The sequence below is a fragment of the Thalassospira profundimaris genome, assembly GCF_003326755.1.
GTDB classification, from domain to species: domain Bacteria; phylum Pseudomonadota; class Alphaproteobacteria; order Rhodospirillales; family Thalassospiraceae; genus Thalassospira; species Thalassospira profundimaris_B.
In genome coordinates this window covers 207,588-230,075 of sequence record NZ_JPWH01000003.1, presented here as the reverse complement: position 1 = coordinate 230,075, position 22,488 = coordinate 207,588, and the positions used below count along the sequence as shown (strand labels likewise).

The window sequence follows — 22,488 nt, the reverse complement described above, 5'->3', positions numbered from 1 at the left end:
ACAAGCAACGCACCGGAAAATTCCGGTGCGACATTTTTGGAATAGCACAAGACAGCCAGTCTCAAGCAATCAGCCGATCTGGCGCACGGTCTTGATCGGACGGGAAAGGTAATCCACCAGGGTGAAGGGATGGAGCTGGGCAAGAAAACTGAAATGCGACAGAGCATCGGTGCGTTTCAGGTTTTCCAGTTTCGGGGCACCGCCCATAGCAAGAGCCGGAAAAAACCCGTAACAGTCACCGGGTTCCGGGTCCCTAAGCCGTTTGCAAACGCGGGCAAACAGGGTTTTGTCTGCATCGTCGCTGGCGTTAAAACTTGCGCCATCAAATACCGGGACCAAACACCTAGATGGCACTTTACACTTCCCTCTCACGTAAGCTATTGGAAAACTCAATGTGCGAGAGCCGGTTTCAAACATTGGTCGACATCTCTGTCCAAGCCTCAACCGCCGCCGAGATGAGCCGTGGCAAAACGGGAATGGGAGCAGACAATGACCGATAAGGATGCGGATCTTCTGCGCACCTTCATCGCCAGCGAGGACAAAGCCTTATCCAAACGTAAACGGGGCTCGTTCTGGCCCGCAAATCATCATCGGATAGGTCCGCTGGCAAACAGGGCGTCCGGATTGCTTAAACCGGACGAGCGGAGGAATTTTTATTTCCACTACATGCGCGTAGGCCGCAAGCGGACAGCCGCGAAACGCATCGCCCAATGGCTAAAGGACTGATGCAGCGGTGAAGATGGACCAAGCATTGTCATGTTCCTCTTCAAAAAGAAACGGTCAAATCCGTTGCTATCGCTTCGGCAGCGACAGATCGTCGAGACACCGTTCAGGAAAGTCCAGGCCGCCCGGCAACCAGAATTTCTGCTCGACGCTACCGTGCAAAATCCCGCCAGCCCCATCAAGCGCGGACTCCATGGCAAATTCTGTCAATGCGGTTTCATCTCTGCCGAAATCGATCAGGAATGCGCCGAGATCCGCCAGGCGTTGTGGCGTTGCTGCTATGACGAGAGCATCGGGTGTGGCAGTCTGTTGATAAGTCTGTATCTGATCGGACCACGCAAAGCTGGTGACGAGCGTTTCAGGTCTGGTCAATTCCGAGTGCGCAGGATCCGAGCAGGAGAATGTCTGGCGGTCGACACTCTCGGGGATGTACAGGTAGCTTGTGAAACGAACTGGTTCGTGGGTCAGCAATGGTGAAACATGCATCGGTGCACGCTTGTAGAAATAGACGTGTGAGATCCGGCTTTCACCGTGCGACAGGCTGACTGAAAGGCACGGACTATCGTTCAGCACGAAAGCTATGAGCCTGATACCGAGCGCGATATAGCCATCACGCTCCGCATACCAGTTCGCGACCGGTCGGCGCTGCGCAACGTCCACCGGCAGATCGTCCTCGGACAGACCGAAGAAATGGAATGACCTATCCAGAACCAACTCCGGAAAGGTCAGGTCTGCCGCTTCGAACTGCCAGTCTTCCCGGTTAAACAGAAATTCATGATCGTCATCGTCGACCGACCAGCCGCGGAGGTCCTTGAGCAAGTCTCGGGTTCGGGTGTTCAGCATCGCGTAAGCCGTATTCAGTTTCCGTTTCTGCCGGCCCAACCGGCGAAAGGGCGCGCCAGATGGCGGTATCAACGGAAGGGCCTACCTGCAGACCTTACCGCGTCCGGGCACTAGCGCACAGCCCTGTCCCGCCTGCGGGAGAGGTTTTGATTTGTACACGCCGCGTATTTGAAAAGAAAGTCGAATGTGATAAAATCGTGTTGCTGTGCGGCTGGGCTTCCTGCCGCAATATTCTGGTTCTGCGGCAAATATATCCTCATGCTATTCCAGTCCCTGATCCGCAAGATATCGCGTCGATCTATCAGTGCCACCGAAAAACGACTTCTCACCCCAGGTAAAGCCACAATGCTTGAACTGCCCTGGACCCCCGGCGGTGAAAACGCCCTTCAGAACGTGCTCGATAATATCGGCCTGCCTTGGCGAATGCGCACGGAAGACATCATCGCCCGTTTCGGGCTTTCCCGTCATGCGGGTTTCGATTGGGAGCAGAGCCCGATTGTGCCGTGCCCGCTCGGCCTTGACGGACTGATCTATCCGCTTTCGCCGGAACCCGGCGCGTTTTCTCTCCGTGATCAGGTGCCGCTGTCGTTTTCGGGGGAAATCTGGGTCAAGGATGATCCGATTGCCAATATCGAGCATGCTTTCCGCCAGCTTGCAAACCTTCTCGGTCCTGCTCCGATCATAAAGTCTGCCAATACCTACACGGCCGAGTGGCGGGCCGGACCGGCCTTTATCTCGGCAATGGTCTGGCCGGCCTGGCTCCAGCACTGGCCAACAGAGAATGCGGCTCATGAGCGTGACGGCAGACTCAAGACGGCATGCTTGGTCCGAATAAAGCCCGGCTATCGCCGTCCAATGAGCGAGGAGGAGCGGGCATGGCTCAAAAGCTTCTCGCCCTTCGCCAATATTGCTGGCTTTGGTACAGCGAAAACGCTTTACGAGCTGTGGTCGATCGCACCGGTAAGCTTGGCGCAGGACTACCTTCGTCTGCCGCCGATCGACCAGGACAATTTTCTGGGCCAGATCGGGTTTTCCGCCGATGACAGGGCCATGATCGCCTCCACAAGCCAGCTTTATATCGTGCCTGTCGCGCATATCACGGGTCTCACGCTTACCAAGGTGCTGCCTGCCAAGGGGCCGGGCGGCGCTGGACTGGCGCTCAGCTATCGTCCGCACGGCATGTCGGATGAGTGTCACCGGGAAATAGGTCTTGCTTCGTCTGACGGCAAGGATGCGCTGAACGATCTGGCCTTCCAGCTCAGCGAGAGGATCGGATGCGCGCTGACAATTCCCGAGCCGCAATATGATTGCTAGACAGCGCCACAAAACGAGGCACCCGCGCCGTCGGTGCAGGCGGCGATAATGGCAAAAACGGCGGCGATCAGGACTTCGGGCAGCAAGCCCTCGACCGCCCCAATCGCCTCCGCCCAGAGATTGGGCGGCATCATCATCATGATGATGGCAAAGGTTGCGGCCGCCAGTTTTTCGACAACATCCGTTTCCCGGATCATCTCGATCAAACCGCCGGTCCATTCGGCACTTTTATCGACCAGCAATCGCGCCAGTTCGCCTATTTCGCCGGGAATATCAACCAGCGCCTCAAGGCTCTTTTCGATCGCGTCAATCGAACCGGTTGCAAACCCTTTTACCAGGGCCATGATTTGGTCGCGTTGTTCCCAGAGATCTTTTGCATTTTCAAAAAGAGCTTCGAGAGCCTGACGGGCATAGGCGCCAAGAGGATTGAGCCTGTCGTACCAGGGTAGATCGACATACCAGTCCCAAAATTCACTGGCGGTGTATAGCAGGGCTTGGGCCGCCGCATCGAACGCGGATGAGATCCAGTCCCCGACCGACGCCCAGAAGCCGACCTCTCCTTCCCACCAGGCATTGAACCCCTTCATCTTGCCGGTCCGATAAGCCGCTGGGATGGAGAGAAGGCCCTGACGGTTCCACGCCGTCATCCAGGGAAGCAGCGCGGTTTCCATCTCTGATTTGAAAGCATCCACCAGGGAAATAATCTGTTTAGCAAGCGCATCAACTTCACTTGCTGCCGATGAATCAGGGACCAAAGCAACCCTGACAGGTCCTTTTTTCGCCCGGGGATGCGTGAAGGTCCCCAGTTCCGGGCGCACCGACGGCACTGCCTCCTGCCCGTCCTCAACGCCAAAATTGACCAGCCCTAATGTGGCAGGGCCGCCCGGCGTTCCGGGAAGAAGCACGCCATCTCCATCCTCGATCCGCACGAATGACCCCATGACCCCGCGATCGGGGTCTGCCATGCGTCATCATAACTGGCTTCAAGCCGTACGGGCCCGACACACAGCATGCAAACCGACGACATATCACCTGTCTCGGCATAGGCACTTTTCTGGGAACGCGCGGAAACATCTTTTGGCTGAAGCATTATCCGGCCTCTGGTTGCGTGTAGGTAAATTGCTCAAATCTGGCTTTAAAACGACTGAATTTCTGGTCTTCGGAAAGGTCTGAGCAGCAAATTTCCAGCAATATCTTTTCCGGATCTTTTTCCTCGAAGCCCTCGCCAAAGAAAACCGACCATGCTGCAAAAAGATGAATATATTCCTGTTTGGTAAATCCGTATCCGATGAAGCGATCGGTGATTTTCAAAACATAGGCGGCGGTATCCTCCGGGCTTTGCCCTGAAAGCTCCTACGCGAAATCCTGCTTTAACCGCTCGGCAATCCGCAATGCGCGTTTGCGTTTCTCCGCCTCCGCCTGCGGTTGAAAGTCTGAATATGACAGGGAAAATCGCGGACGCTTGATACCTGAAAGCCTTGTCATATCCGGCAATGCTTCGAAAACGGAGTCCTCTCCGCTCTCGATCAGGAAGCTGTATCCTTCTCCCGCATCACTTGTGCAAAAACACCTTACCTTGCCCGCATTCTCATGGATATTGCGCAAATATCCCGGCAAAACGCGTGGATCATAAAACAGAAAGAACACACTCCTTCCGTCCTCTTCCATCGCAACCTTGGTGAACTTGCGAAAATGATTCCAGGCCTCCTCCATAAATGCGGTTGTCCGAATGAATATGCCGCTGTTATGTCCCCAGTGCTTCGCAAAGAGGTCACGGTGGAACCCTGGCACAAGGTCGCGATTGTCCCATGCGCCCTTGGGCAATGTCATATCGAGAAGATAGGGTGCAACCTCTTTGAGGTCATTGGCTGCCTCGCCTTTAAACAGGCACTGGACAGGCACATCCACAATCTCGGGCTCAAGATCGAATACTTTGGATATGCTCTTGCGCAAGCCGGCATCAACGAGAAGATAGGTGCCTATCGTTGGACCGTCTTCCGGCTGACCAAACAGACGTTGTTTTAGTTCCGACGCAATCCATTCCCGATCACGAAGCGGAATGCCCGTCTGATCGGGAAGTGGGTCAAACCTGTGCTCCCCGATTGCAAGATAACTTTCCGGCTCCGGAGCCGCGTCGCTGGCTGCGATGTCCTGCATCGGTCCAACTTCAACACGATGGCCGTGGTGAACCGCCCGTGCCAGCGTGCCAACAAGGCGATGCTGCCCGGCATGGCGCGAGAGATATTGCGGAGCCGGAAGAATCTTCTCAAGCCACAGGATTGAATAGCCAAGATGCTCGATATGCGCCGAGAATATCGCATGAAAGTCGCCATAATCCCGTGCCCAGACCGCTGCCTGACAACGATATTCACCGCCGTCCCCGGTTTCACGGAGATGGCAGTTCCCGATCCACGCCTCGAAATCACTCATAGCAAAAACCGTGCTTCATCCACCACGCCAATACCGAAAATATCGGCGTGCTTCGACGGTGCCTGCAAAATGGCAGAGCAGCAGGAGTTTTTCGCAAGACCTGACAGTGACGGCGCACCATGACGTGTCAGGACAAGCTGGCTGTAAACTTCTAGACTTCTTTTTTCACGTTTGAAGCGACAATCTTGCCAGCCTGAATGACCGTCAGACCATTCTCTTCGACATTTTCAATCCTGCGGCAGTGCCCTTCAAGATGTGCGCCCGGTTCAATAGACAGAGTCTCGTGCAAAATATCGCCAATCATTTTGGCTGAGTCCGCCAAAGATACGTCTTTGGCTCTGATCTGACCGGTTATTTTGCCACAAACCCGTACCCTGTCCGCAATGATTTCACCGCGCACTTCCCCGTGCTGACCAATGGTCAGGTTACGTGTCCGAATATCCCCGTCGACAAACCCGTCAACCTGAACATCGGATTCCGAAACCAGATCACCTGATATCCGAAGGTCTGAACTGATGACCGAAAGCCCTCCTGCCTTCGCAGAGGACGAAGAGGCATGTGTGCTATTTGTGCTCGTTTGTGTCTTGCTTGATTTTGAAAACATATTGTCCCGCCTTTATGAATTTGATGGGATCGATCTGTTTGCCGTGGAGCAGGACTTCATAATGAACATGACTTCCTGTGCTGCGGCCTGTGCTCCCCATCAATGCTACAACCTCTTGGTACTTCACTTTTTGGCCCTTCTTGACGAGGACCTTCATCAGATGGCCATAACGGGTTTTCAGGCCATTACCATGATCAATTTCGACCATTTTGCCATAACCACCTGTCCAGCCAGCATGCACCACCACACCAGGTGCGGTAGAATAAATCGGCGTTTTCATGGGAGCAGCCAGATCGACTCCCGAATGAAAAGACCATTTTCCGTTAAAAGGATCCTTACGTTTACCAAAATTACTGGAAACGTAATAATTCTCCGTCGGCTCCCCCAAGGGCAAACGATTGATCACCTTCTGCAAACTGGCAAGCTGGTCCATGCGATTACCAACCGCCAATGCCGCATTCATAAACAGCTCGTCTTCCGGTGTTTCCGGTTCAAACTGAATAAATGGCCCGCCCACACCGGCATCAAGCACGCGTTTGACATCACCCGTCATGGCATCACCAGTGAGTTCCTTGATGGGAACCCCTGTCATTTTCAAAACCGATTTCAAATCGGCAATGGATGAGCCCGCATGCGCGGCCACCCGTTCCAGGGCCTGTTTTTGTACGGTATGCAGATCGGTTATGCGTTGGTGTGCCTGGGCCAATTCGCCCTGAAGGATTTTCGAGCGCGTGATAGCCTGGTCACGTTCGCGCATGACACGCGTCATGACCGTTTCCACGGTTTCAAGTTCATCGCGCAACGCAATATTACGATTGGTCAAACCGTCTATCTGCTGGCCAAGCGCATTCATCTGATTGTCCATCGAAGAGCGCAGCGCCGATATCCGGCCTTTTTCCTTTTCACTGTCCGCCAGTTTCAGGCTAAAATCCTGTACCCGCTCCTGCAACTTCAGATTTTTTTCAGCCATATTCAAAAGATTATGGTGCGTATCCTCCATTTGAGAGGTAATTTCGCTAAACTTTTTCTGACTTTCGGCAACCCTGTTGACCAACTCACTATAGGCCATTTCGCTGCGAAAAAGCTGTTCCTCGCGCATTGAAAGCCGATGACTGAAATAGTAACCCACACCCGTTGCGCAAACCGTCCAGACAATTGTCAACGCGCCAAAAGCCCCGACAACCAGTTGACGACGACGTCCCAGCCGCACCTGTGTGACAGAATCATTGGAACGAACGAGAATTTCCCTGTCCGGAAACCATTTTTCAATTATAAGCTTGAAATGTCCCACCAATGACATCTGCCCGGCTTCACCCTTATTTATTACGTCTAATTTTCAGCACCAAAGCCGGAACCCCCCGATTGATGCTGACGTTTATCCCAAAAACCAATAAAGTCACGCTACCTGCTAGAAAGCAGCGTGGCAAGCACGTTAACACTTCTTTAATCCTAAAAAGCCTCGCCTCTCTGCCAATTGGCTATATAAGTCAAATAGTCATATCCGTTAGCCATATGCGAAAGTGTTATGCGTCTAAACCAAGTTATTATTACCACCTCGGCCACCTGGTTTTACAGTGGCAAGTTTCCCAAGGCCCCCGGAACGGCGGGTTCCTTCGCCGCTCTGCCCTTTGGCTGGCTACTTGTAGCCACAAGCGGCAATACCGGGCTTCTGATCGCAACGGCCATCATCTTTATTTATGGTGTCTTTGTTGCCGATTCCTATAGCAAAATGATCGGCATTCACGATGCGGGTGAAATTGTGATCGATGAAGTCGCGGGGCAATGGATGTGCCTGCTGCCATTACCCCTGACCTTCGGCCCGATGGATATTGTCTGGATGCTACTGGCTTTTATCGTTTTCCGGTTTTTCGATATTTTAAAACCCTGGCCCATTCGCTGGGTTGACCGCCGAGTGGGCGGTGGATTTGGCATCATGCTGGATGATATTTTTGCCGGCGCCTTTGGCATGATATTGCTGACAGGTATTTTTTATTTCGCAGAAGGTTTATTGAAATGACCCCCGATCCGGAAATACTCGAAGCGGCGGGTGCCATCATTAATCTGTGCAGACGTTACGGCGAAAAAATCGCGACCGCCGAAAGCTGCACCGGCGGACTGATCGGCGGGTGCCTCACGGCTGTTGATGGCAGTTCAAGCGTTGTCGACGGCGGATTTATTACCTATTCAAACGAGGCCAAAATGGCCATTCTGGGTGTTCCTGGCAGCATGTTGGCAGAATTTGGCGCGGTATCAGAACCCGTTGCCCGTGCGATGGCCGAAGGTGCTTTACGCCACAGTCCGCTTGCCACATTGACCATTGCGGTTACTGGTATCGCAGGACCAGGTGGCGGCAGTGACAAAAAACCTGTCGGTCTGGTTCATTTCGGTTGCGCGGCATCCGACCGCCCTACCCGTCACCAATACCGCATCTTTAAAGGCGATCGTCACGCCGTAAGGCGGCAAACGATCCTGACTGCATTTGATCTTATCCGGGAAATGTTGGAAACACACGGTACAGATCACACCCTGCCCGTGTAATTTCAGGTTTTGCCTGTGATGTTCGGCCATGCAAGCCGCAATTTACGAAATGCGGGACGACGCAATACCATTGTCACCATAAATCTGGCGGGCGCGATTTTCAAAAGAACCGACCATGAGTTTGACGGCTTCGTTAAAAACCATACCGATCATTTTTTGCAAGATCGCGGATTTGAATTCAAAATCCACATAAAAATCCAGCAATGTTCCGCCATCTTCAGACGGTTCAAATTCCCAGTGATTATTGAGATATTTGAACGGCCCCTGAAGATATTCAACATCAATCCGCTTGGGCCGGTCCAGCGTCACCTTCGATGTGTATTTCTCGCGAAACATTTTAAAACCGATCACCAGATCGGCATGCAATTCATTACCGTCACGTTTACGCACCCGTGAAGCAGCACACCAGGGCAAAAACTCCGAATAGGAATCGATATCAGCAACGAGATCGAATAACTGTTCCGGCGTATAGGGCAGCTTTCTGCGCTCCGCATGCGTCGGCAAAGGAAACTCCTACGAGTATTTCAACATGAAAACGATAAGAACGGTTTGATTATTCCGCGGCACTTGGCTTCGACGTAGCTGCCAGCTTCTTTTCACGAGCGGCACGCATTTCGGCAAAATCACGATCCGCATGATAGCTGGACCGCGTTAAAGGTGTCGATGCCACCATCAAAAAGCCTTTGGCACGCGCCATTGACGCGTATTCCTTGAACTCGTCGGGTGTTACAAAACGATCAACCGGCGCATGTTTCAGGGTGGGCTGCAAATACTGACCAATCGTCAGGAAATCAACATCGGCAACACGCAGGTCATCCATAACCTGGCTCAATTCATGTCGCTGCTCGCCAAGACCAACCATCAGACCGGATTTGGTAAAGATCGTCGGGTCAATTTGCTTAACACGATCAAGGATACGCAGTGACTGATAAAACCGCGCCCCCGGACGAATGGACGGGTACAGCCGCGGCACAGTTTCCAGATTGTGATTAAATACGTCCGGACGGGCCTTGGCGACGATCTCGACCGCACCGGGTTTATCGCGAAAATCAGGCGTCAAAATTTCGATGGTGGTTTCCGGGGATTTATGACGGATCGCCTCGATCACACGCGCAAAATGGGTTGCCCCACCATCGGCAAGATCATCCCGGTCAACAGACGTAATCACGACATGCTTAAGATCCATGTCAGCGACCGCCATTGCCAAGTTTTCCGGCTCGAACGGGTCAAGCGCGTTGGGCATACCTGTTTTGACATTGCAAAACGCACAGGCACGAGTGCAGGTATCGCCCATGATCATGAAAGAGGCGTGCTTTTTCTGCCAGCATTCGCCAATATTCGGACAGGCAGCCTCTTCGCAAACCGTATGCAGCTTCAGGCCACGCGCCAGATCGCGTGTTTCCTGATAGCCCTTCGAAGTCGGTGCCTTAACGCGAATCCATTCCGGCTTGCGGCCAGAAGGACGATCCGGGTTCTTTTGCTTTTCAGGGTGACGAAGAGCTCGTACCTCGTTGCGCGTCGTGGACATTTAAACCTCCGAAGGGTGGAACGGGCGGCAATGTGCCGCCCTCCCGCCAAATTGTCAAACTGACATTCGACATAGCCGATACGACAGATCGTCACAGAAATCTGCCGTATTGGCAATATAGTAGCTTAGAAATGAATTGCACGACCATAGGCATCAAGAACCGACTCATGCATCATTTCCGAAAGGGTCGGATGCGGGAAGACAGTATGCATCAGGTCTTCCTCGGTCGTTTCAAGGCCCATCGCCACAACAAATCCCTGGATCAGTTCGGTCACTTCCGCACCTACCATGTGCGCACCCAGCAATTCGCCAGTCTTGGCATCAAATACGGTTTTGACCAAGCCTTCCGCCTCGCCCAGCGCAACCGCCTTGCCATTTCCGATGAAGGGGAATTTGCCAACCTTGATGTCATACCCGGCTTCCTTGGCTTTTGCCTCGGTCAGGCCGACACTGGCAACCTGCGGATGACAATAGGTGCAGCCCGGAATCTTGCGCGGATCAATCGGATGAACACCTTTGACGCCGGCAATTTTTTCAACACAAACCACGCCTTCATGCTCGGCCTTATGCGCCAGCATCGGCGGGCCGGCAACGTCACCAATGGCATAAATGCCCGGTTCAGCCGTGCGGGAAAACTCGTCCGTGCCAATCACATTGCGCTCAACCTTGACCTTGGTGGTATCAAGGCCGAGATTTTCGGTATTCCCGATAACGCCAACAGCAGAAATGACACGGTCAACCGTGAGTTCCTGTTTCTTGCCATCTTTGGTTTCAACCGTGACAACCACATTGTCCGCGTTGCGCTTGAGATTTGCGACCTTGGCTTCTGTCAGGATTTTCATCCCGTCCTTGGTCATCATCTTTTGCGCCAGCGCGGCCACTTCCTTGTCTTCCACCGGCATGATCTGCGGCATGATTTCCACCACAGTCACGTCAGCCCCGATCGTGTGATAGAAGCTCGCAAATTCAATACCGATTGCACCAGAGCCAACAACAACCAGGCTTTTGGGCATTTTGTCGGGCGTCATCGCCTTTTTATAGTCCCAGACGACTTTGCCGTCTGCTTCAAGTCCCGGTAAAGCACGCGCCCGCGCACCGGTTGCAATGATGTAATGCTTGGCCGTGTAAGTGCCTTTGTCCTTGCCTTCAACATTGATCTTTTTGGGGCCATCGAACTTGGCTTCGCCGTTAATGACGGTCACTTTGTTCTTTTTCAAAAGATGGCCAACGCCGCCAGCAAGCTGCTTTGAAACCCCGCGCGAACGCTGAATAACGGCATCAAAATCAAAGGAAGGTTTTTCGCACGACAGACCATAGTTTTTGGCGTGCATCATGTTGCGATAGACTTCGGCCGACCGCAACAGCGCCTTGGTGGGAATACAGCCCCAGTTCAAGCAAATACCCCCCAGATGTTCGCGCTCGACAACAGCCGTTTTCAAGCCAAGCTGGGCAGCACGGATGGCGGTGACATAACCACCAGGCCCCGCGCCAATCACAATAACGTCGAAATTATTATCCGCCATTTTGCATCTCCTTAATCTGGCTGATCTCGCAGACAGATATTTAATTCAAAAGCTTGCGGGGACTTTTTAAAGCCCCCGCCCAACCTATCCTTAAAGCAGCATGCTTAACGGATCTTCGATCAGTTTCTTGAATTCGGCCATGAATTCGGCACCAACGGCACCATCAACCACACGGTGGTCAACCGAAAGAGTGCAGCTCATGACGGTTGCAATGGCAAGGGCGCCATCCTTGACGACCGGCCGCTGTTCGCCAGCACCAACCGCGAGGATACAACCCTGCGGCGGGTTAATGATGGCGGCAAAGTCCTTGATGCCAAACATACCCAGGTTGGAAACCGAGAAAGTCCCCCCCTGGAATTCCTGCGGCTGCAACTTACCGTCACGTGCCTTGGCAGCCAGTGCCTTCATCTCGGTCGAGATTTCGGCCAGGCCCTTGCCACCGGCATTGCGAATAACCGGCGTGATCAGGCCACCATCAATGGCAACAGCAACAGAAATGTCCTGCTGCTTGCACTGCAAAATAGCAGCATCGGTCCAGACGGCATTTGCGGCCGGAACGCGTTTGAGCGCGATCGAGGAGGCACGGATGATCATGTCATTGACCGAAATCTTGACTCCCTCGCCCGCTTTTTCATTCAGCTGCTTGCGAACGGAAAGAAGATTGTCGATTTCGCAATCGATGGTCAGATAGAAATGCGGAACCTGCTGTTTGGATTCCGTCAGACGGCGGGCAATCACCTTGCGCATCGTCGTATTCGGAATTTCCTCGTATTCCGGCAGCCCGGTCAAATCCGGGTTCCAGCCAGAAGCAGCCGGTGCCTTGGGCGCAGGTGCCTCAGCTTTGGCGGCAGGCGCGTCTGCCTTGGACTCAGCCTTGGCAGCGGATTTGCTGCTCAGGGCTGCTTCGATATCACGCTTGACGATACGCCCCCGCGGACCGGAACCATCAACACCCGAAAGCTCCAAACCTTCCTGCGACGCGATACGACGGGCAAGAGGGCTAGCCTTGATGCGCTCGCCATCTTTGCCAGAGGCAGGTGCGCTGGAAGCTGCCGGCGCAACATCCTTGCTCTCGGTTTTTTCTTCTTTCGGTGCCGTTTCTTCGGCATCGCCACCAACATCGGGACCAGATGTATCAGCGCCTTCCAGGGCCGATTCATCTTCGTCTTCTTCCAAAAGCAGTGCGATAACGGCATTCACGGCAACACCCTCGGTGCCTTCCGACACGAGGATTTTACCAATTTTACCTTCATCAACGGCTTCGACTTCCATCGTCGCCTTGTCGGTCTCGATTTCGGCAAGGACATCACCGGACTCAACCGTGTCCCCTTCCTTGACAAGCCATTTTGCCAAGGTGCCTTCTGTCATCGTCGGCGAAAGCGCCGGCATCAGAATTTTAACTGGCATTGATGCAATCTCCCGGTAACGGGGGCGGCAGCAGCTTTACTGCGCCACACCCTGTCCGTTTCTGTTTAACGATAGCAAACGGCCTTGGCCGCATCGACGATATGCTGGTCCTGCGGCAATGCCAGGACTTCAAGATTGGCCGCATAAGGCATCGGCACATCTTCGCCGGTTACACGGGCAACAGGTGCATCCAGATAATCAAACGCATGTTCCATGATAACCGATGCAATTTCGGCACCGATACCGGCAAAGTGCCAGCCCTCTTCACAGGTGACGATGCGGTTGGTTTTCATCACCGAACGCACGATCGTATTAACATCAAGCGGACGAATGGTCCGAAGGTTGATAACTTCTGCAGAGATGCCTTCTTCTGCCAGCTTCTCAGCCGCCTTAAGGGCCTTACCCACCATGATCGAGAAAGCGACGATGGTCACATCGGTACCTTCGCGTTCGATCTTGGCCTGGCCAATCGGCAGGACGAAATCGTCATCGTCCGGCACTTCAAAGCTCTGGCCGTACAGGATTTCGTTTTCAAGGAAGACAACCGGGTTCGGATCGCGGATGGCGGCTTTCAGCAGGCCTTTTGCATCAGCCGCCGAATAAGGTGCAATCACCTTAAGCCCCGGGCAATGGGCATACCAGGACGCATAGCACTGGGAGTGCTGGGCACCCACGCGCGCAGCAGCGCCGTTCGGACCACGGAACACAATCGGGCAACCAAGCTGACCACCGGACATATACAGCGTCTTGGCGGCAGAGTTGATGATGTGGTCAATGGCCTGCATGGCAAAGTTGAAGGTCATGAATTCAACGACCGGACGCAGGCCCATGAAGGCCGCGCCAGTACCAAGACCGGTAAAGCCATATTCAGTGATCGGGGTGTCAACGACACGCTTGTCACCAAATTCGTCCAGAAGGCCCTGGGTAACCTTATAGGCCCCTTGGTACTGCGCAACTTCTTCACCCATGACAAAAACATTTTCGTCTGTCCGCATTTCTTCGGCCATGGCATCACGCAGGGCTTCACGAACGGTCTGGGTTTTGAATTTGCTATAGGTCTTTTCGTCGCGCGTTTCGTTCATGACACTCATGGCGCGCGGTTCGTTCTCGGCACGTTCAATTGCACCGGATGCCTGAACCGGTGCAGCAGATGCAGACGAGGAAGCAGAGCTTTCAGAAGAGGATTCTTCGTTTTCTTCGGCATCATCAGGCTTGGGGGCGGCCTTCGCCTCACCAGGATTGACGTTATCGAGTGCGGATGCGTCTTCGCCCTCTTCAAGGATATAGGCAATGACAGCATTCACCGCGACATTTTCGGTTCCAGCATCAACAATCAGCTTGCCAATGGTGCCTTCATCGACGGCTTCAACTTCCATTGTCGCCTTATCGGTTTCAATTTCGGCAAGAACGTCGCCAGACTGGACGGTATCGCCCTCTTTGACGTTCCATTTGGCAAGGGTGCCTTCGGTCATTGTCGGCGACAATGCAGGCATCAAAACTTCAATCGGCATGGTTCCCCCTCTTTGCGGGAAAATTTCTGGTCAAAAACGGATTTTGCAAAGTCAGGTTCAGACTTCGATCAAAATATCGGTAAACAGTTCGGACCGGTCCGGTTCGGGACTGTTTTGTGCAAATTCCGCTGCTTTGGCGATCTCTGCCTTGACTTCTTTATCGATGTCTTTGAGACCATCTTCATCAAGGATATTGCCATCGATCAGCAGCTTCTTGACCATGTCGATCGGGTCATGTTCCTTGCGCATCTTGTCCAGTTCGTCTTTCGTCCGGTATTTCGCCGGGTCAGACATGGAATGCCCGCGATAACGATAGGTTTTCAGCTCAAGAATGAACGGGCCGTTGCCTTCGCGACAATGCTTGATGGCGCGTTCCCCGGCTTCCTTGACAGCCAAAACGTCCATACCATCCACTTGCTCGCCAGGAATGCCATAGGCTTCACCACGCTGATACAAATCCGGGCTGGCCGAGTGACGCTGGGTCGACGTACCCATTGCGTACTGGTTGTTTTCAATGCAATAAACAACCGGCAATTTCCAAAGGGCGGCCATGTTGAAAGACTCATAAACCTGCCCCTGGTTGACGGCACCGTCACCCAGATAGGTCAGACAGACTTTGTCTTCACCGCGATACTTGTAGTTAAAGGCAATACCGGTACCCAGCGGAACCTGCCCGCCGACGATACCATGACCGCCATAAAAATTCTTTTCCTTCGAGAACATGTGCATGGAGCCACCCTTGCCGTGAGAGTAGCCCCCCTCACGTCCGGTAAGTTCCGCCATGACGCCAGCGGAATCCATACCGCAGGCCAGCATGTGCCCATGATCACGATAACTGGTGATCACACCGTCATCGCCCGATGTTGCCGCCTGCATACCAACAACAACAGCTTCCTGACCGATATAAAGGTGACAAAAGCCACCGATCAGCCCCATGCCATAAAGCTGGCCGGCCTTTTCTTCAAATCGCCGGATCAGAAGCATGTCGCGATAATATTTAAGGAGATCTTCACTGCTCGCCTGATTGTCGGCGCGCGTCGTGGCACGTTTGCGTTTTGTGGTCGCCATGATTCCTCCCGGTGGATGGCTCGCTTAAGCTTCTTTGAAAAGCAGCTTAATTCGGTATTGGACCACCGAAATAACTACCCAAAACAACTGACATAAGCAAGCAATCTTGCGACCCGTAACACCTTGTTTTGCAATGCACAATCACAAATAAACCATTATTAGGTTAATATGAATTTTGCTGGCTTAAATGATATTTTGTTAATAATCAGTCAGTTGGCGCAGTCCTTTAAAAACAGCTCTTTCCCAAATGTCACAAATGCTGTGATTTTATGAAAACAATTTTGATGAATGCGTTCTGCCCTTCGCAAATGCCGAAAAGCAAACTGATCCGGCATTTATCGCGATATCAACTTATAACGATGGTCTTTGTGGTGTCCCACGATCTTCCATACGCTCCAGCCTCGGAAGCCGTCACCGAATTTCCCCCTGGCTTTGGCGACTTGCAAGCATGCGCTCCGCCCCCTCCAAAATTAATTCAACACCAAAAGTCAATTGTTCGGAATTGTAAGTATCAACGTTAAGCGATGATATTCTCTCGAGATTGGGAAAATTCTGATTTTTCTGGGTTCCAAGTACAGATATGAGAAGGTTTTTACGGGTCCTTGCGACCTCTTTTCGCGCTTGTGCCAAATCGCGCGCATGCCCCAGACACAGTGTACCCAGCACCGTCGTGAGACGGATCGCCTCTTCGTCGGTGAAACCGGCAACATTCAATTGTTTAAATAAAATTTCGACAGGCTTTAGCGTCAAATCATTTATCAAATCGCCAAACCAAAGATAATCCACCAATTCTGCAAGCTCGACGGCACTGTCAGCCAGATCGCGAGTGTAGATCCTGCAAGCCTCTTTCCAATCGGCCGCTTCCGAAACCCTGGTTTGAGATAATCGTCGGGAAAAGGAATCATGAGCCAATAGTTCAAGAAGCGATTGGCGATCCTTCACATGATAATGCAACGCCTTCCGGTCCACCTTCAGAATATCGGCAAGCGATTGCATTGAAATCTCCCCCCAGGGAAGCGTTCTTGCCGCCGCAATGATCTGCGCCACGTCCAGTCCTGCGCGCTTGCCCGGGCGTCGCGCAACGCTCGTTCCCATTTTCCCCTCTCCTTCTCTTTTATCATTGGCTGCATGAATGATCATCTTCGCGGCCCATAATGGCCTTTACAGTTCCTACTTGGCAAGTTCGCAACTGCGGCATTGCCGGCACGAAAGCGTGATGCACAGACCATATTGACAAAATTCTAAACTAGGAGCTTAATTATATTCCCGCTCGGGAATAAAGGAGGAAAATATGACGTCCAATAATCATCTTCGCGTGGCCAGCCCCGATGTTCTTGTCAGCCGCGACCGCCTGCTCGGAACGGCAAAACGATGGCGGCGCCACGGCGTACCAACCGTTGCCACCAAAGAGGATCCAACGGATCGAGGCGTTTTTGGCCCGGGTTCCGTCGCATGGGATGTGCTTCTTCATCCTGCCGTTATCGTCTTTCAATCTCCCGCACAGTTTATTTTGCAATTGACCTACAAACCGGTTGTCGCAGGCGTCCGAGATTGGGACCCGATTTCAAAAAAAGCCCATCGCGGTGAATTGACGTTGTTCGACGTCTTTGATCGCGGCCAAAGAAACTCCGGCATCCATGCGCCGATGTGGCTCGGAAACAGGGATACTGCCACGCGTGTCGCACAACATCTGATCCGCGTTCATGAGAAGGTCGAGGGAGATGTAATCGATGTTGGTACACCCGAACTCGGCGGATATCGGGCGAACTCACCGCGGGAATCGATGTGGGCGGCATTGACTGAAATGCACACAATGCTTTGGGTATATGAACGCCTCGGTTTTCGCGGTTTTTGGCTTCCACGCAGACTGCCAGACGATCTTCGTGATCGTTACATTGCGGAAGTCGGCGAATATTGTAGGCTGTTTCCGCATGACGAAAACGAATTGCCCAAATCAATGGCAGAACTCAAAGAGCTCTATAAGAAATATGATGATCTTTTCGGCGTTACCAAGACACTGGCGATCATTCCATCAACAGGGCAGAACTTCCATCAGCTTTGGAAAGACTCAATTGACAAAAACGACCATCCCTCGCAAAAAAAGGTGAAGTTTCAGCTTTTCTTCCAGGAAGGTCTGTTCAAATTGTTTGCGATGGCTGCCGTTTCAGGCAAAACGCGCAAAAATAGCGGCCTTACGCCGCGCAAGGAAAAGGTGGTCCTGGCGGCCAGGGTATTACTTCTTCCATTGATCTGGTTGCTCCAGACACGCCCGATTGAAAGCTATTTTCTAAGGATGATGTGGGGACCCGATGCGGTTGAACTGGTTGCCGAGGCAAGGAAGCTTCATAAAGCGGCAAAGGCAAAGCAACGTTGACCTTAACAACGTCGTACCGACCAAGCCTCGTGGATCACTCGCTCAATAGTTATTCCCCCGACACAGCTATCCATCCGGTTTCTGCGACGTCGTCCTGAAGGGATACGTCCATAGAGGATGGTCCAGGCAAAAGGATGAAAGTGCACGAAGTGTGGCCTTCCATTTCGTCGCCAAAACATCCTCTAATTCATGGAGAAATATAATATGCCATACCACCTTTTGATAGATGGCAAACTCGTGGATGGAGCGTCCTCTCTTGATGTCATCAATCCTGCAACAGGACAGGTTTTTGAAACCTGCGCGCGCGCCAGCGAAAAACAGCTAGAAGAAGCCGTTGTCGCAGCCAAGCGGGCTTTTCCGGCCTGGGCGGCCTTAAGCCACCCCCAACGCCGCACCTATCTTCTTAAGCTTGCCGAGGCTATCGAAGCACGCCACAGCGAATTCGCAACCCTTCTAACGCGCGAGCAAGGTAAACCGCTTCCTCATGCAGCCGGAGAGGTTTCATACGCCATCGGAGCGCTGCGTCATTTCGCTGATATTGACCTCCCCGTCCAGACCCGGCGCGACACGGCGGATGGCCGCGTTTTGGAACAACGCACACCATTGGGTGTCGTTGGTGCAATCACGCCCTGGAATTTTCCGGTCGCACTATTGCTGATCAAAATTGCACCAGGACTGATTACCGGTAACACAATGGTGGTAAAGCCTGCCCCGACGACACCGCTAACCACGGCTCTTCTTGGCGAAATCGCATGTGATATCCTTCCTCCTGGGGTGCTTAACGTCATTATAGACGCCAATGATCTGGGCGGGAAAATCACCGCACACCCGGACATCGCAAAAGTGACATTTACCGGCTCCAGCGCAACCGGCAAGCACGTGATGGCAAGTGCCGCCGATACGGTAAAGAGGCTCACGCTTGAGCTTGGCGGAAACGATGCCGCAATCATTCTTGACGATGTCGACATAAAAGACGTCGCGCACAAGGTTTTTACGGCGGGGATGTTAAATTCCGGGCAAATATGTCTTGCAGCAAAGCGCATTTATGCGCCACGGGCAATCTATGACGAGATTTGCGACGAATTAGGACAATTGGCACAACAAGCCGTGGTCAATGACGGGCTCCTTGACGGCACCGAAATCGGTCCGGTGCAAAACAAACAACAATACGAAAAGGTACTGGGTTTCATCAAGACCGCCCGCGAACAGGGTACTGTTGTTGCAGGCGGAGAAGCATTGCCGCAGGATGGCTATTTCATCAAGCCAACCATTATTCGGGATATTGCAGATGACGCTCCGCTTGTTCGGGAAGAACAGTTTGGGCCGGTGATCCCCGTGCTAGCCTATGACACGATCGAAGACGTCATCGAACGCGTCAATAATAGCGATTTCGGGCTCGGCGGTACAATCTGGACAAAGAATGTTGATCGGGGTTTGGATATTGCCCTGCGCATTCAATCCGGCACTGTCTGGGTTAACAAACATTTGGATATACCATATGACACCCCTTATGGGGGCGCAAAGCAATCAGGCTTTGGGTGCGAGTCAGGCATAGAGGGGCTAAAAGAATTCACTCAGTTGAAAATCATCAATATCGCCACCAACGCCACGGCCTGAACAAGGGCAAAGCTTCCAACACTATCGGATTTTACACATAATATGGCCTCGGCACCCGGTTCGGGGCCATATTTATATCGAATTCACGCCAGCCAAATATCCGGGGCCGACAAAACATCGCCCCTCCAAATAACCGACCTTACGGGTGATCATAGCCATTATGATGAAAAATAATGATGTCATCGGGGTTGGCCATATCCAGCATTGTGCGCGCCCGTTCATCCAGAAGATCCGGATCGAGGCTTCCGGGGCGTAATGCTTTTACACGCTGCTCCAAAAGCTCGCGACGGGCACGAATATCGTCTCGCAGTTTGACAATCTCTGTCACCCGGTCCTGCATGGACCAATAAGCCAAAAGCCCACGGTCCCCTTCCACGCTGTGGAAGATGAAATACACCATCACCGTAAAGGCAAAAACCGGCGCGATGGCCTGCCGAAACCGACGAACAACCGGTGCAGATGACGACATGTCAAAATGAGCCCTAGTGAATGAACAAATTCTTCATTCGGCAAAATGTTTCCATACCGAAACGATAAAACAACGTACGTTATTTCGTCGTAAATTTATATGGTTACGGAGCCGGAGAATAAAACTGTCATCGATTTCACCACAACAAGGTAAAAAGAGTTTTAAAACAGGCATTTTTCGTTGCCGCATTTACGATCAGTTAACAAGTCGTAAATAAAAAAAAGGCCACCCGCAACAGGTGACCTTTATATCTGTTTCGATCAGGAAACGGATTTTATTTTTTCAGGATCGCACGGCCCGGATAACGGGCGGCCAAACCAAGCTGTTCCTCAATGCGGATCAACTGGTTATATTTTGCCAAACGGTCCGACCGCGACAGCGAACCGGTTTTGATCTGGCCACAATTGGTGGCAACTGCAAGATCGGCAATTGTCGAATCTTCGGTTTCACCCGAACGGTGCGACATAACGGCGGTATAACCGGCACGATGCGCCATTTCAACCGCTTCCAGGGTTTCGCTGAGCGTACCGATCTGGTTCACCTTAACCAGGATCGAGTTGGCAACACCCTGCGAAATACCATCTGCCAAACGCTTCGGATTGGTCACGAACAAATCATCGCCAACGAGCTGGATTTTATCGCCAATCTCGCGGGTTAACGCGGCCCAGCCTTCCCAATCATCTTCGGACATCCCGTCCTCGATCGAGAAAATCGGATATTTGGCAGCAAGTTCTGCCCAGTATTTGACCATGCCTTCTGAATCGAAGGTTTTACCTTCGCCAGCCAGAACGTATTTACCGTCCTTGTAGAATTCGGTCGATGCGGCATCAAGTGCCAGCATCACATCATCGCCCGGGCGATAACCGGCCGCCTCGATTGACTTCATAACATAGCTGATCGCATCTTCGGTCGATGCAATGTTCGGTGCGAACCCACCTTCATCCCCGACAGAGGTGCTCAGACCATCGGCCGCCAGCGATTTTTTCAGATTATGGAAAATTTCAGCACCCATGCGGATGGCATCGGTACCCGATTCCGCCGAGACAGGAACAATCATGAATTCCTGAACATCAATCGCGTTATCAGCATGCTCGCCACCATTGATGATGTTCATCATCGGCACCGGAAGGGAACGGGCATAAGAACCACCGATATAGCGATATAGCGGCAGACCGGCTTCCTGGGCTGCAGCCTTGGCAACAGCAAGCGAAACACCAAGAATGGCATTTGCCCCCAGACGGCTTTTGTTTTCCGTCCCGTCCAGCTCAATCATCGCCTGGTCAATTTCAATCTGCTCTTCGGCATCAACACCGGCCAGGGCTTCAAAAATCTCGCCGTTAACGGCAGAAACAGCCTTGGTAACACCCTTGCCCAGATAACGGTCTTCTTTATCACGCAGTTCGACAGCTTCGTGTGCGCCCGTCGATGCACCTGACGGAACGGCAGCCCGACCAAAGGCGCCACTTTCCAGGGTTACATCAACTTCAACGGTCGGGTTGCCCCGGCTGTCCAGAATTTCGCGCCCGCGAATATCAATAATAGCGGTCATGACGAAACAACTCTCCTTACTGACATGTTGAACGACCCCATCCAGGGCCGCATCGGTTACAGCATAAAAGAAATGCCGCCACAAATATGGCGGCACCTTATATAAGGTATATTAAGCGTCGAACATATCCAGACGAACCGGATTGGCCTTCGCAACGGCATCGAATTCCTTCAGTACCGAAAGCACTTCAGGAAGCTTGCCAAGGGGAATTTGATTGGGTCCATCGCTAATGGCGGCGTCGGGATTGTCGTGGGTTTCAATGAACAATGCCGCAACACCAACAGAAACAGCAGCGCGCGCCAAAACCGGCGCAAATTCGCGCTGTCCGCCTGTTGTACCGCCCTGCCCGCCCGGCTGCTGAACCGAATGGGTCGCGTCAAACACAATCGGATAGCCTTGTTTGGCCATCGTGGGAAGCCCGCGGAAATCCGTTACCAGCGTGTTATAACCAAAACTGGTTCCCCGATCACACAGCATGATGTTTTCATTACCGGCTTCGGCGATCTTGTTGGCAACATTCGCCATGTCCCAAGGTGCCAGGAACTGCCCCTTTTTGACATTGATCGCCTTGCCCGTGGCAGCGGCCGCGACCAAAAGATCGGTCTGCCGACACAGAAAGGCCGGGATTTGCAAAATATCGGCAACCTGCGCAACGGCTTCACACTGGTCTGGCAGGTGAATATCGGTCACGACCGGCAAACCGGTGACATCCTTGACTTCACCCAGAATGTCAATTCCTTCACTTAACCCCACGCCACGCTTGGATTTATTGCTGGTGCGGTTCGCCTTGTCAAACGAGCTTTTATATACAAGCCCGATGTCCATTTTCGCTGTCAGTTCTTTAAGTGCCGTTGCCATTTCCAACGCATGCTGGCGGCTTTCAATGGCGCAGGGCCCAGCCAGCAAGGCAAAAGGCCTGTTATTTGCAAATTCGATATCACCTACTTTGACGGTTTTAATCGTGGTCATTTCAACATCCCCGGACGTTTA

At 52.6% G+C, this 22,488-nt stretch carries 23 protein-coding genes; 6 read left to right on the top strand and 17 right to left on the bottom strand.

Features of this window, described 5'->3' with window-relative positions:
• Window positions 1–69 precede the first annotated feature (69 nt).
• Complete coding sequence (locus TH25_RS05620; RefSeq protein WP_181847430.1) at window positions 70–354, bottom strand: T6SS immunity protein Tdi1 domain-containing protein; 285 nt, start codon at window positions 352–354, stop codon at window positions 70–72.
• A gap of 135 nt (window positions 355–489) precedes the next feature.
• Here TH25_RS05620 and TH25_RS05615 point away from each other — a divergent pair, with 135 nt between their 5' ends.
• Window positions 490–726 carry a hypothetical protein gene (locus TH25_RS05615; RefSeq protein ID WP_114087443.1) on the top strand — a complete coding sequence of 79 codons (237 nt, stop codon included), beginning with the start codon at window positions 490–492 and terminating at the stop codon, window positions 724–726.
• A gap of 66 nt (window positions 727–792) precedes the next feature.
• Here the strand turns inward: TH25_RS05615 and TH25_RS05610 are convergent, their stop codons facing one another.
• Complete coding sequence (locus tag TH25_RS05610) at window positions 793–1,566, bottom strand: hypothetical protein (protein WP_114087442.1); 774 nt, start codon at window positions 1,564–1,566, stop codon at window positions 793–795.
• A gap of 345 nt (window positions 1,567–1,911) precedes the next feature.
• Here TH25_RS05610 and TH25_RS05605 point away from each other — a divergent pair, with 345 nt between their 5' ends.
• The gene (locus TH25_RS05605; RefSeq protein ID WP_114087441.1) at window positions 1,912–2,880 is read left to right on the top strand and encodes a hypothetical protein; all 969 of its coding nucleotides are present in this window, start codon (window positions 1,912–1,914) and stop codon (window positions 2,878–2,880) included.
• On the opposite strand, the gene TH25_RS05600 is transcribed toward TH25_RS05605, so the two are convergent.
• The 5 genes from TH25_RS05600 to TH25_RS05580 form a co-directional block, all read right to left on the bottom strand.
• The gene (locus TH25_RS05600) at window positions 2,877–3,845 is read right to left on the bottom strand and encodes a hypothetical protein (RefSeq protein WP_114087440.1); all 969 of its coding nucleotides are present in this window, start codon (window positions 3,843–3,845) and stop codon (window positions 2,877–2,879) included. The genes TH25_RS05605 and TH25_RS05600 overlap by 4 nt on opposite strands.
• 124 nt (window positions 3,846–3,969) lie before the next feature.
• The gene (locus TH25_RS05595; protein WP_114087439.1) at window positions 3,970–4,191 is read right to left on the bottom strand and encodes a hypothetical protein; all 222 of its coding nucleotides are present in this window, start codon (window positions 4,189–4,191) and stop codon (window positions 3,970–3,972) included.
• A gap of 42 nt (window positions 4,192–4,233) precedes the next feature.
• Window positions 4,234–5,310: a DUF4123 domain-containing protein gene (locus TH25_RS05590; protein ID WP_114087438.1), complete on the bottom strand. Its 1,077-nt coding sequence runs from the start codon at window positions 5,308–5,310 to the stop codon at window positions 4,234–4,236.
• A gap of 151 nt (window positions 5,311–5,461) precedes the next feature.
• Window positions 5,462–5,914 carry a bactofilin family protein gene (locus TH25_RS05585; protein WP_114087437.1) on the bottom strand — a complete coding sequence of 151 codons (453 nt, stop codon included), beginning with the start codon at window positions 5,912–5,914 and terminating at the stop codon, window positions 5,462–5,464.
• Window positions 5,874–7,214, bottom strand: a complete 1,341-nt coding sequence (locus TH25_RS05580; protein ID WP_114087436.1) for a M23 family metallopeptidase — start codon at window positions 7,212–7,214, stop codon at window positions 5,874–5,876. Before TH25_RS05580 ends, TH25_RS05585 begins: the two co-directional genes overlap by 41 nt.
• A gap of 225 nt (window positions 7,215–7,439) precedes the next feature.
• Here TH25_RS05580 and TH25_RS05575 point away from each other — a divergent pair, with 225 nt between their 5' ends.
• A complete protein-coding gene (locus tag TH25_RS05575; RefSeq protein ID WP_181847428.1) occupies window positions 7,440–7,931 on the top strand; it encodes a phosphatidylglycerophosphatase A family protein in 492 nt (163 codons plus the stop codon).
• Window positions 7,928–8,452 carry a CinA family protein gene (locus TH25_RS05570; protein ID WP_114087435.1) on the top strand — a complete coding sequence of 175 codons (525 nt, stop codon included), beginning with the start codon at window positions 7,928–7,930 and terminating at the stop codon, window positions 8,450–8,452. Before TH25_RS05575 ends, TH25_RS05570 begins: the two co-directional genes overlap by 4 nt.
• A 42-nt stretch (window positions 8,453–8,494) precedes the next feature.
• Here the strand turns inward: TH25_RS05570 and TH25_RS05565 are convergent, their stop codons facing one another.
• The 7 genes from TH25_RS05565 to TH25_RS05535 form a co-directional block, all read right to left on the bottom strand.
• Entirely contained in the window at window positions 8,495–8,956 is a 462-nt protein-coding gene (locus tag TH25_RS05565; RefSeq protein ID WP_114087434.1) for a type II toxin-antitoxin system RatA family toxin, read from the bottom strand.
• A gap of 49 nt (window positions 8,957–9,005) precedes the next feature.
• Entirely contained in the window at window positions 9,006–9,980 is a 975-nt protein-coding gene (lipA, locus tag TH25_RS05560; protein ID WP_114087433.1) for a lipoyl synthase, read from the bottom strand.
• A 125-nt stretch (window positions 9,981–10,105) separates the two neighbouring features.
• Complete coding sequence (gene lpdA / locus TH25_RS05555) at window positions 10,106–11,503, bottom strand: dihydrolipoyl dehydrogenase (protein ID WP_114087432.1); 1,398 nt, start codon at window positions 11,501–11,503, stop codon at window positions 10,106–10,108.
• A gap of 90 nt (window positions 11,504–11,593) precedes the next feature.
• Entirely contained in the window at window positions 11,594–12,910 is a 1,317-nt protein-coding gene (locus TH25_RS05550; RefSeq protein WP_114087431.1) for a pyruvate dehydrogenase complex dihydrolipoamide acetyltransferase, read from the bottom strand.
• Between the two features lie 65 nt (window positions 12,911–12,975).
• On the bottom strand, window positions 12,976–14,421 hold the full coding sequence (locus TH25_RS05545) for a pyruvate dehydrogenase complex E1 component subunit beta (protein WP_114087430.1): 1,446 nt from the start codon (window positions 14,419–14,421) through the stop codon (window positions 12,976–12,978).
• Between the two features lie 57 nt (window positions 14,422–14,478).
• The gene (gene pdhA / locus TH25_RS05540) at window positions 14,479–15,489 is read right to left on the bottom strand and encodes a pyruvate dehydrogenase (acetyl-transferring) E1 component subunit alpha (RefSeq protein WP_114087429.1); all 1,011 of its coding nucleotides are present in this window, start codon (window positions 15,487–15,489) and stop codon (window positions 14,479–14,481) included.
• A 411-nt stretch (window positions 15,490–15,900) separates the two neighbouring features.
• Entirely contained in the window at window positions 15,901–16,629 is a 729-nt protein-coding gene (locus tag TH25_RS05535; protein ID WP_258549045.1) for a TetR/AcrR family transcriptional regulator C-terminal domain-containing protein, read from the bottom strand.
• Window positions 16,630–16,780: 151 nt separating this feature from the next.
• On the opposite strand from TH25_RS05535, the gene TH25_RS05530 reads away from it, so the two are divergent.
• The gene (locus TH25_RS05530; protein ID WP_114087428.1) at window positions 16,781–17,863 is read left to right on the top strand and encodes an oxygenase MpaB family protein; all 1,083 of its coding nucleotides are present in this window, start codon (window positions 16,781–16,783) and stop codon (window positions 17,861–17,863) included.
• Window positions 17,864–18,067: 204 nt separating this feature from the next.
• Complete coding sequence (locus tag TH25_RS05525; protein WP_220151346.1) at window positions 18,068–19,480, top strand: aldehyde dehydrogenase family protein; 1,413 nt, start codon at window positions 18,068–18,070, stop codon at window positions 19,478–19,480.
• A 139-nt stretch (window positions 19,481–19,619) separates the two neighbouring features.
• On the opposite strand, the gene TH25_RS05520 is transcribed toward TH25_RS05525, so the two are convergent.
• From TH25_RS05520 to kdsA, 3 genes are all read right to left on the bottom strand, one after another.
• A complete protein-coding gene (locus tag TH25_RS05520) occupies window positions 19,620–19,949 on the bottom strand; it encodes an FtsB family cell division protein (RefSeq protein WP_258549044.1) in 330 nt (109 codons plus the stop codon).
• Between the two features lie 274 nt (window positions 19,950–20,223).
• Window positions 20,224–21,498, bottom strand: coding sequence for a phosphopyruvate hydratase (gene eno / locus TH25_RS05515; protein WP_114087426.1), 1,275 nt, complete (start codon window positions 21,496–21,498; stop codon window positions 20,224–20,226).
• Between the two features lie 111 nt (window positions 21,499–21,609).
• Window positions 21,610–22,467 carry a 3-deoxy-8-phosphooctulonate synthase gene (kdsA, locus tag TH25_RS05510; RefSeq protein WP_114087425.1) on the bottom strand — a complete coding sequence of 286 codons (858 nt, stop codon included), beginning with the start codon at window positions 22,465–22,467 and terminating at the stop codon, window positions 21,610–21,612.
• Window positions 22,468–22,488 lie beyond the last annotated feature (21 nt).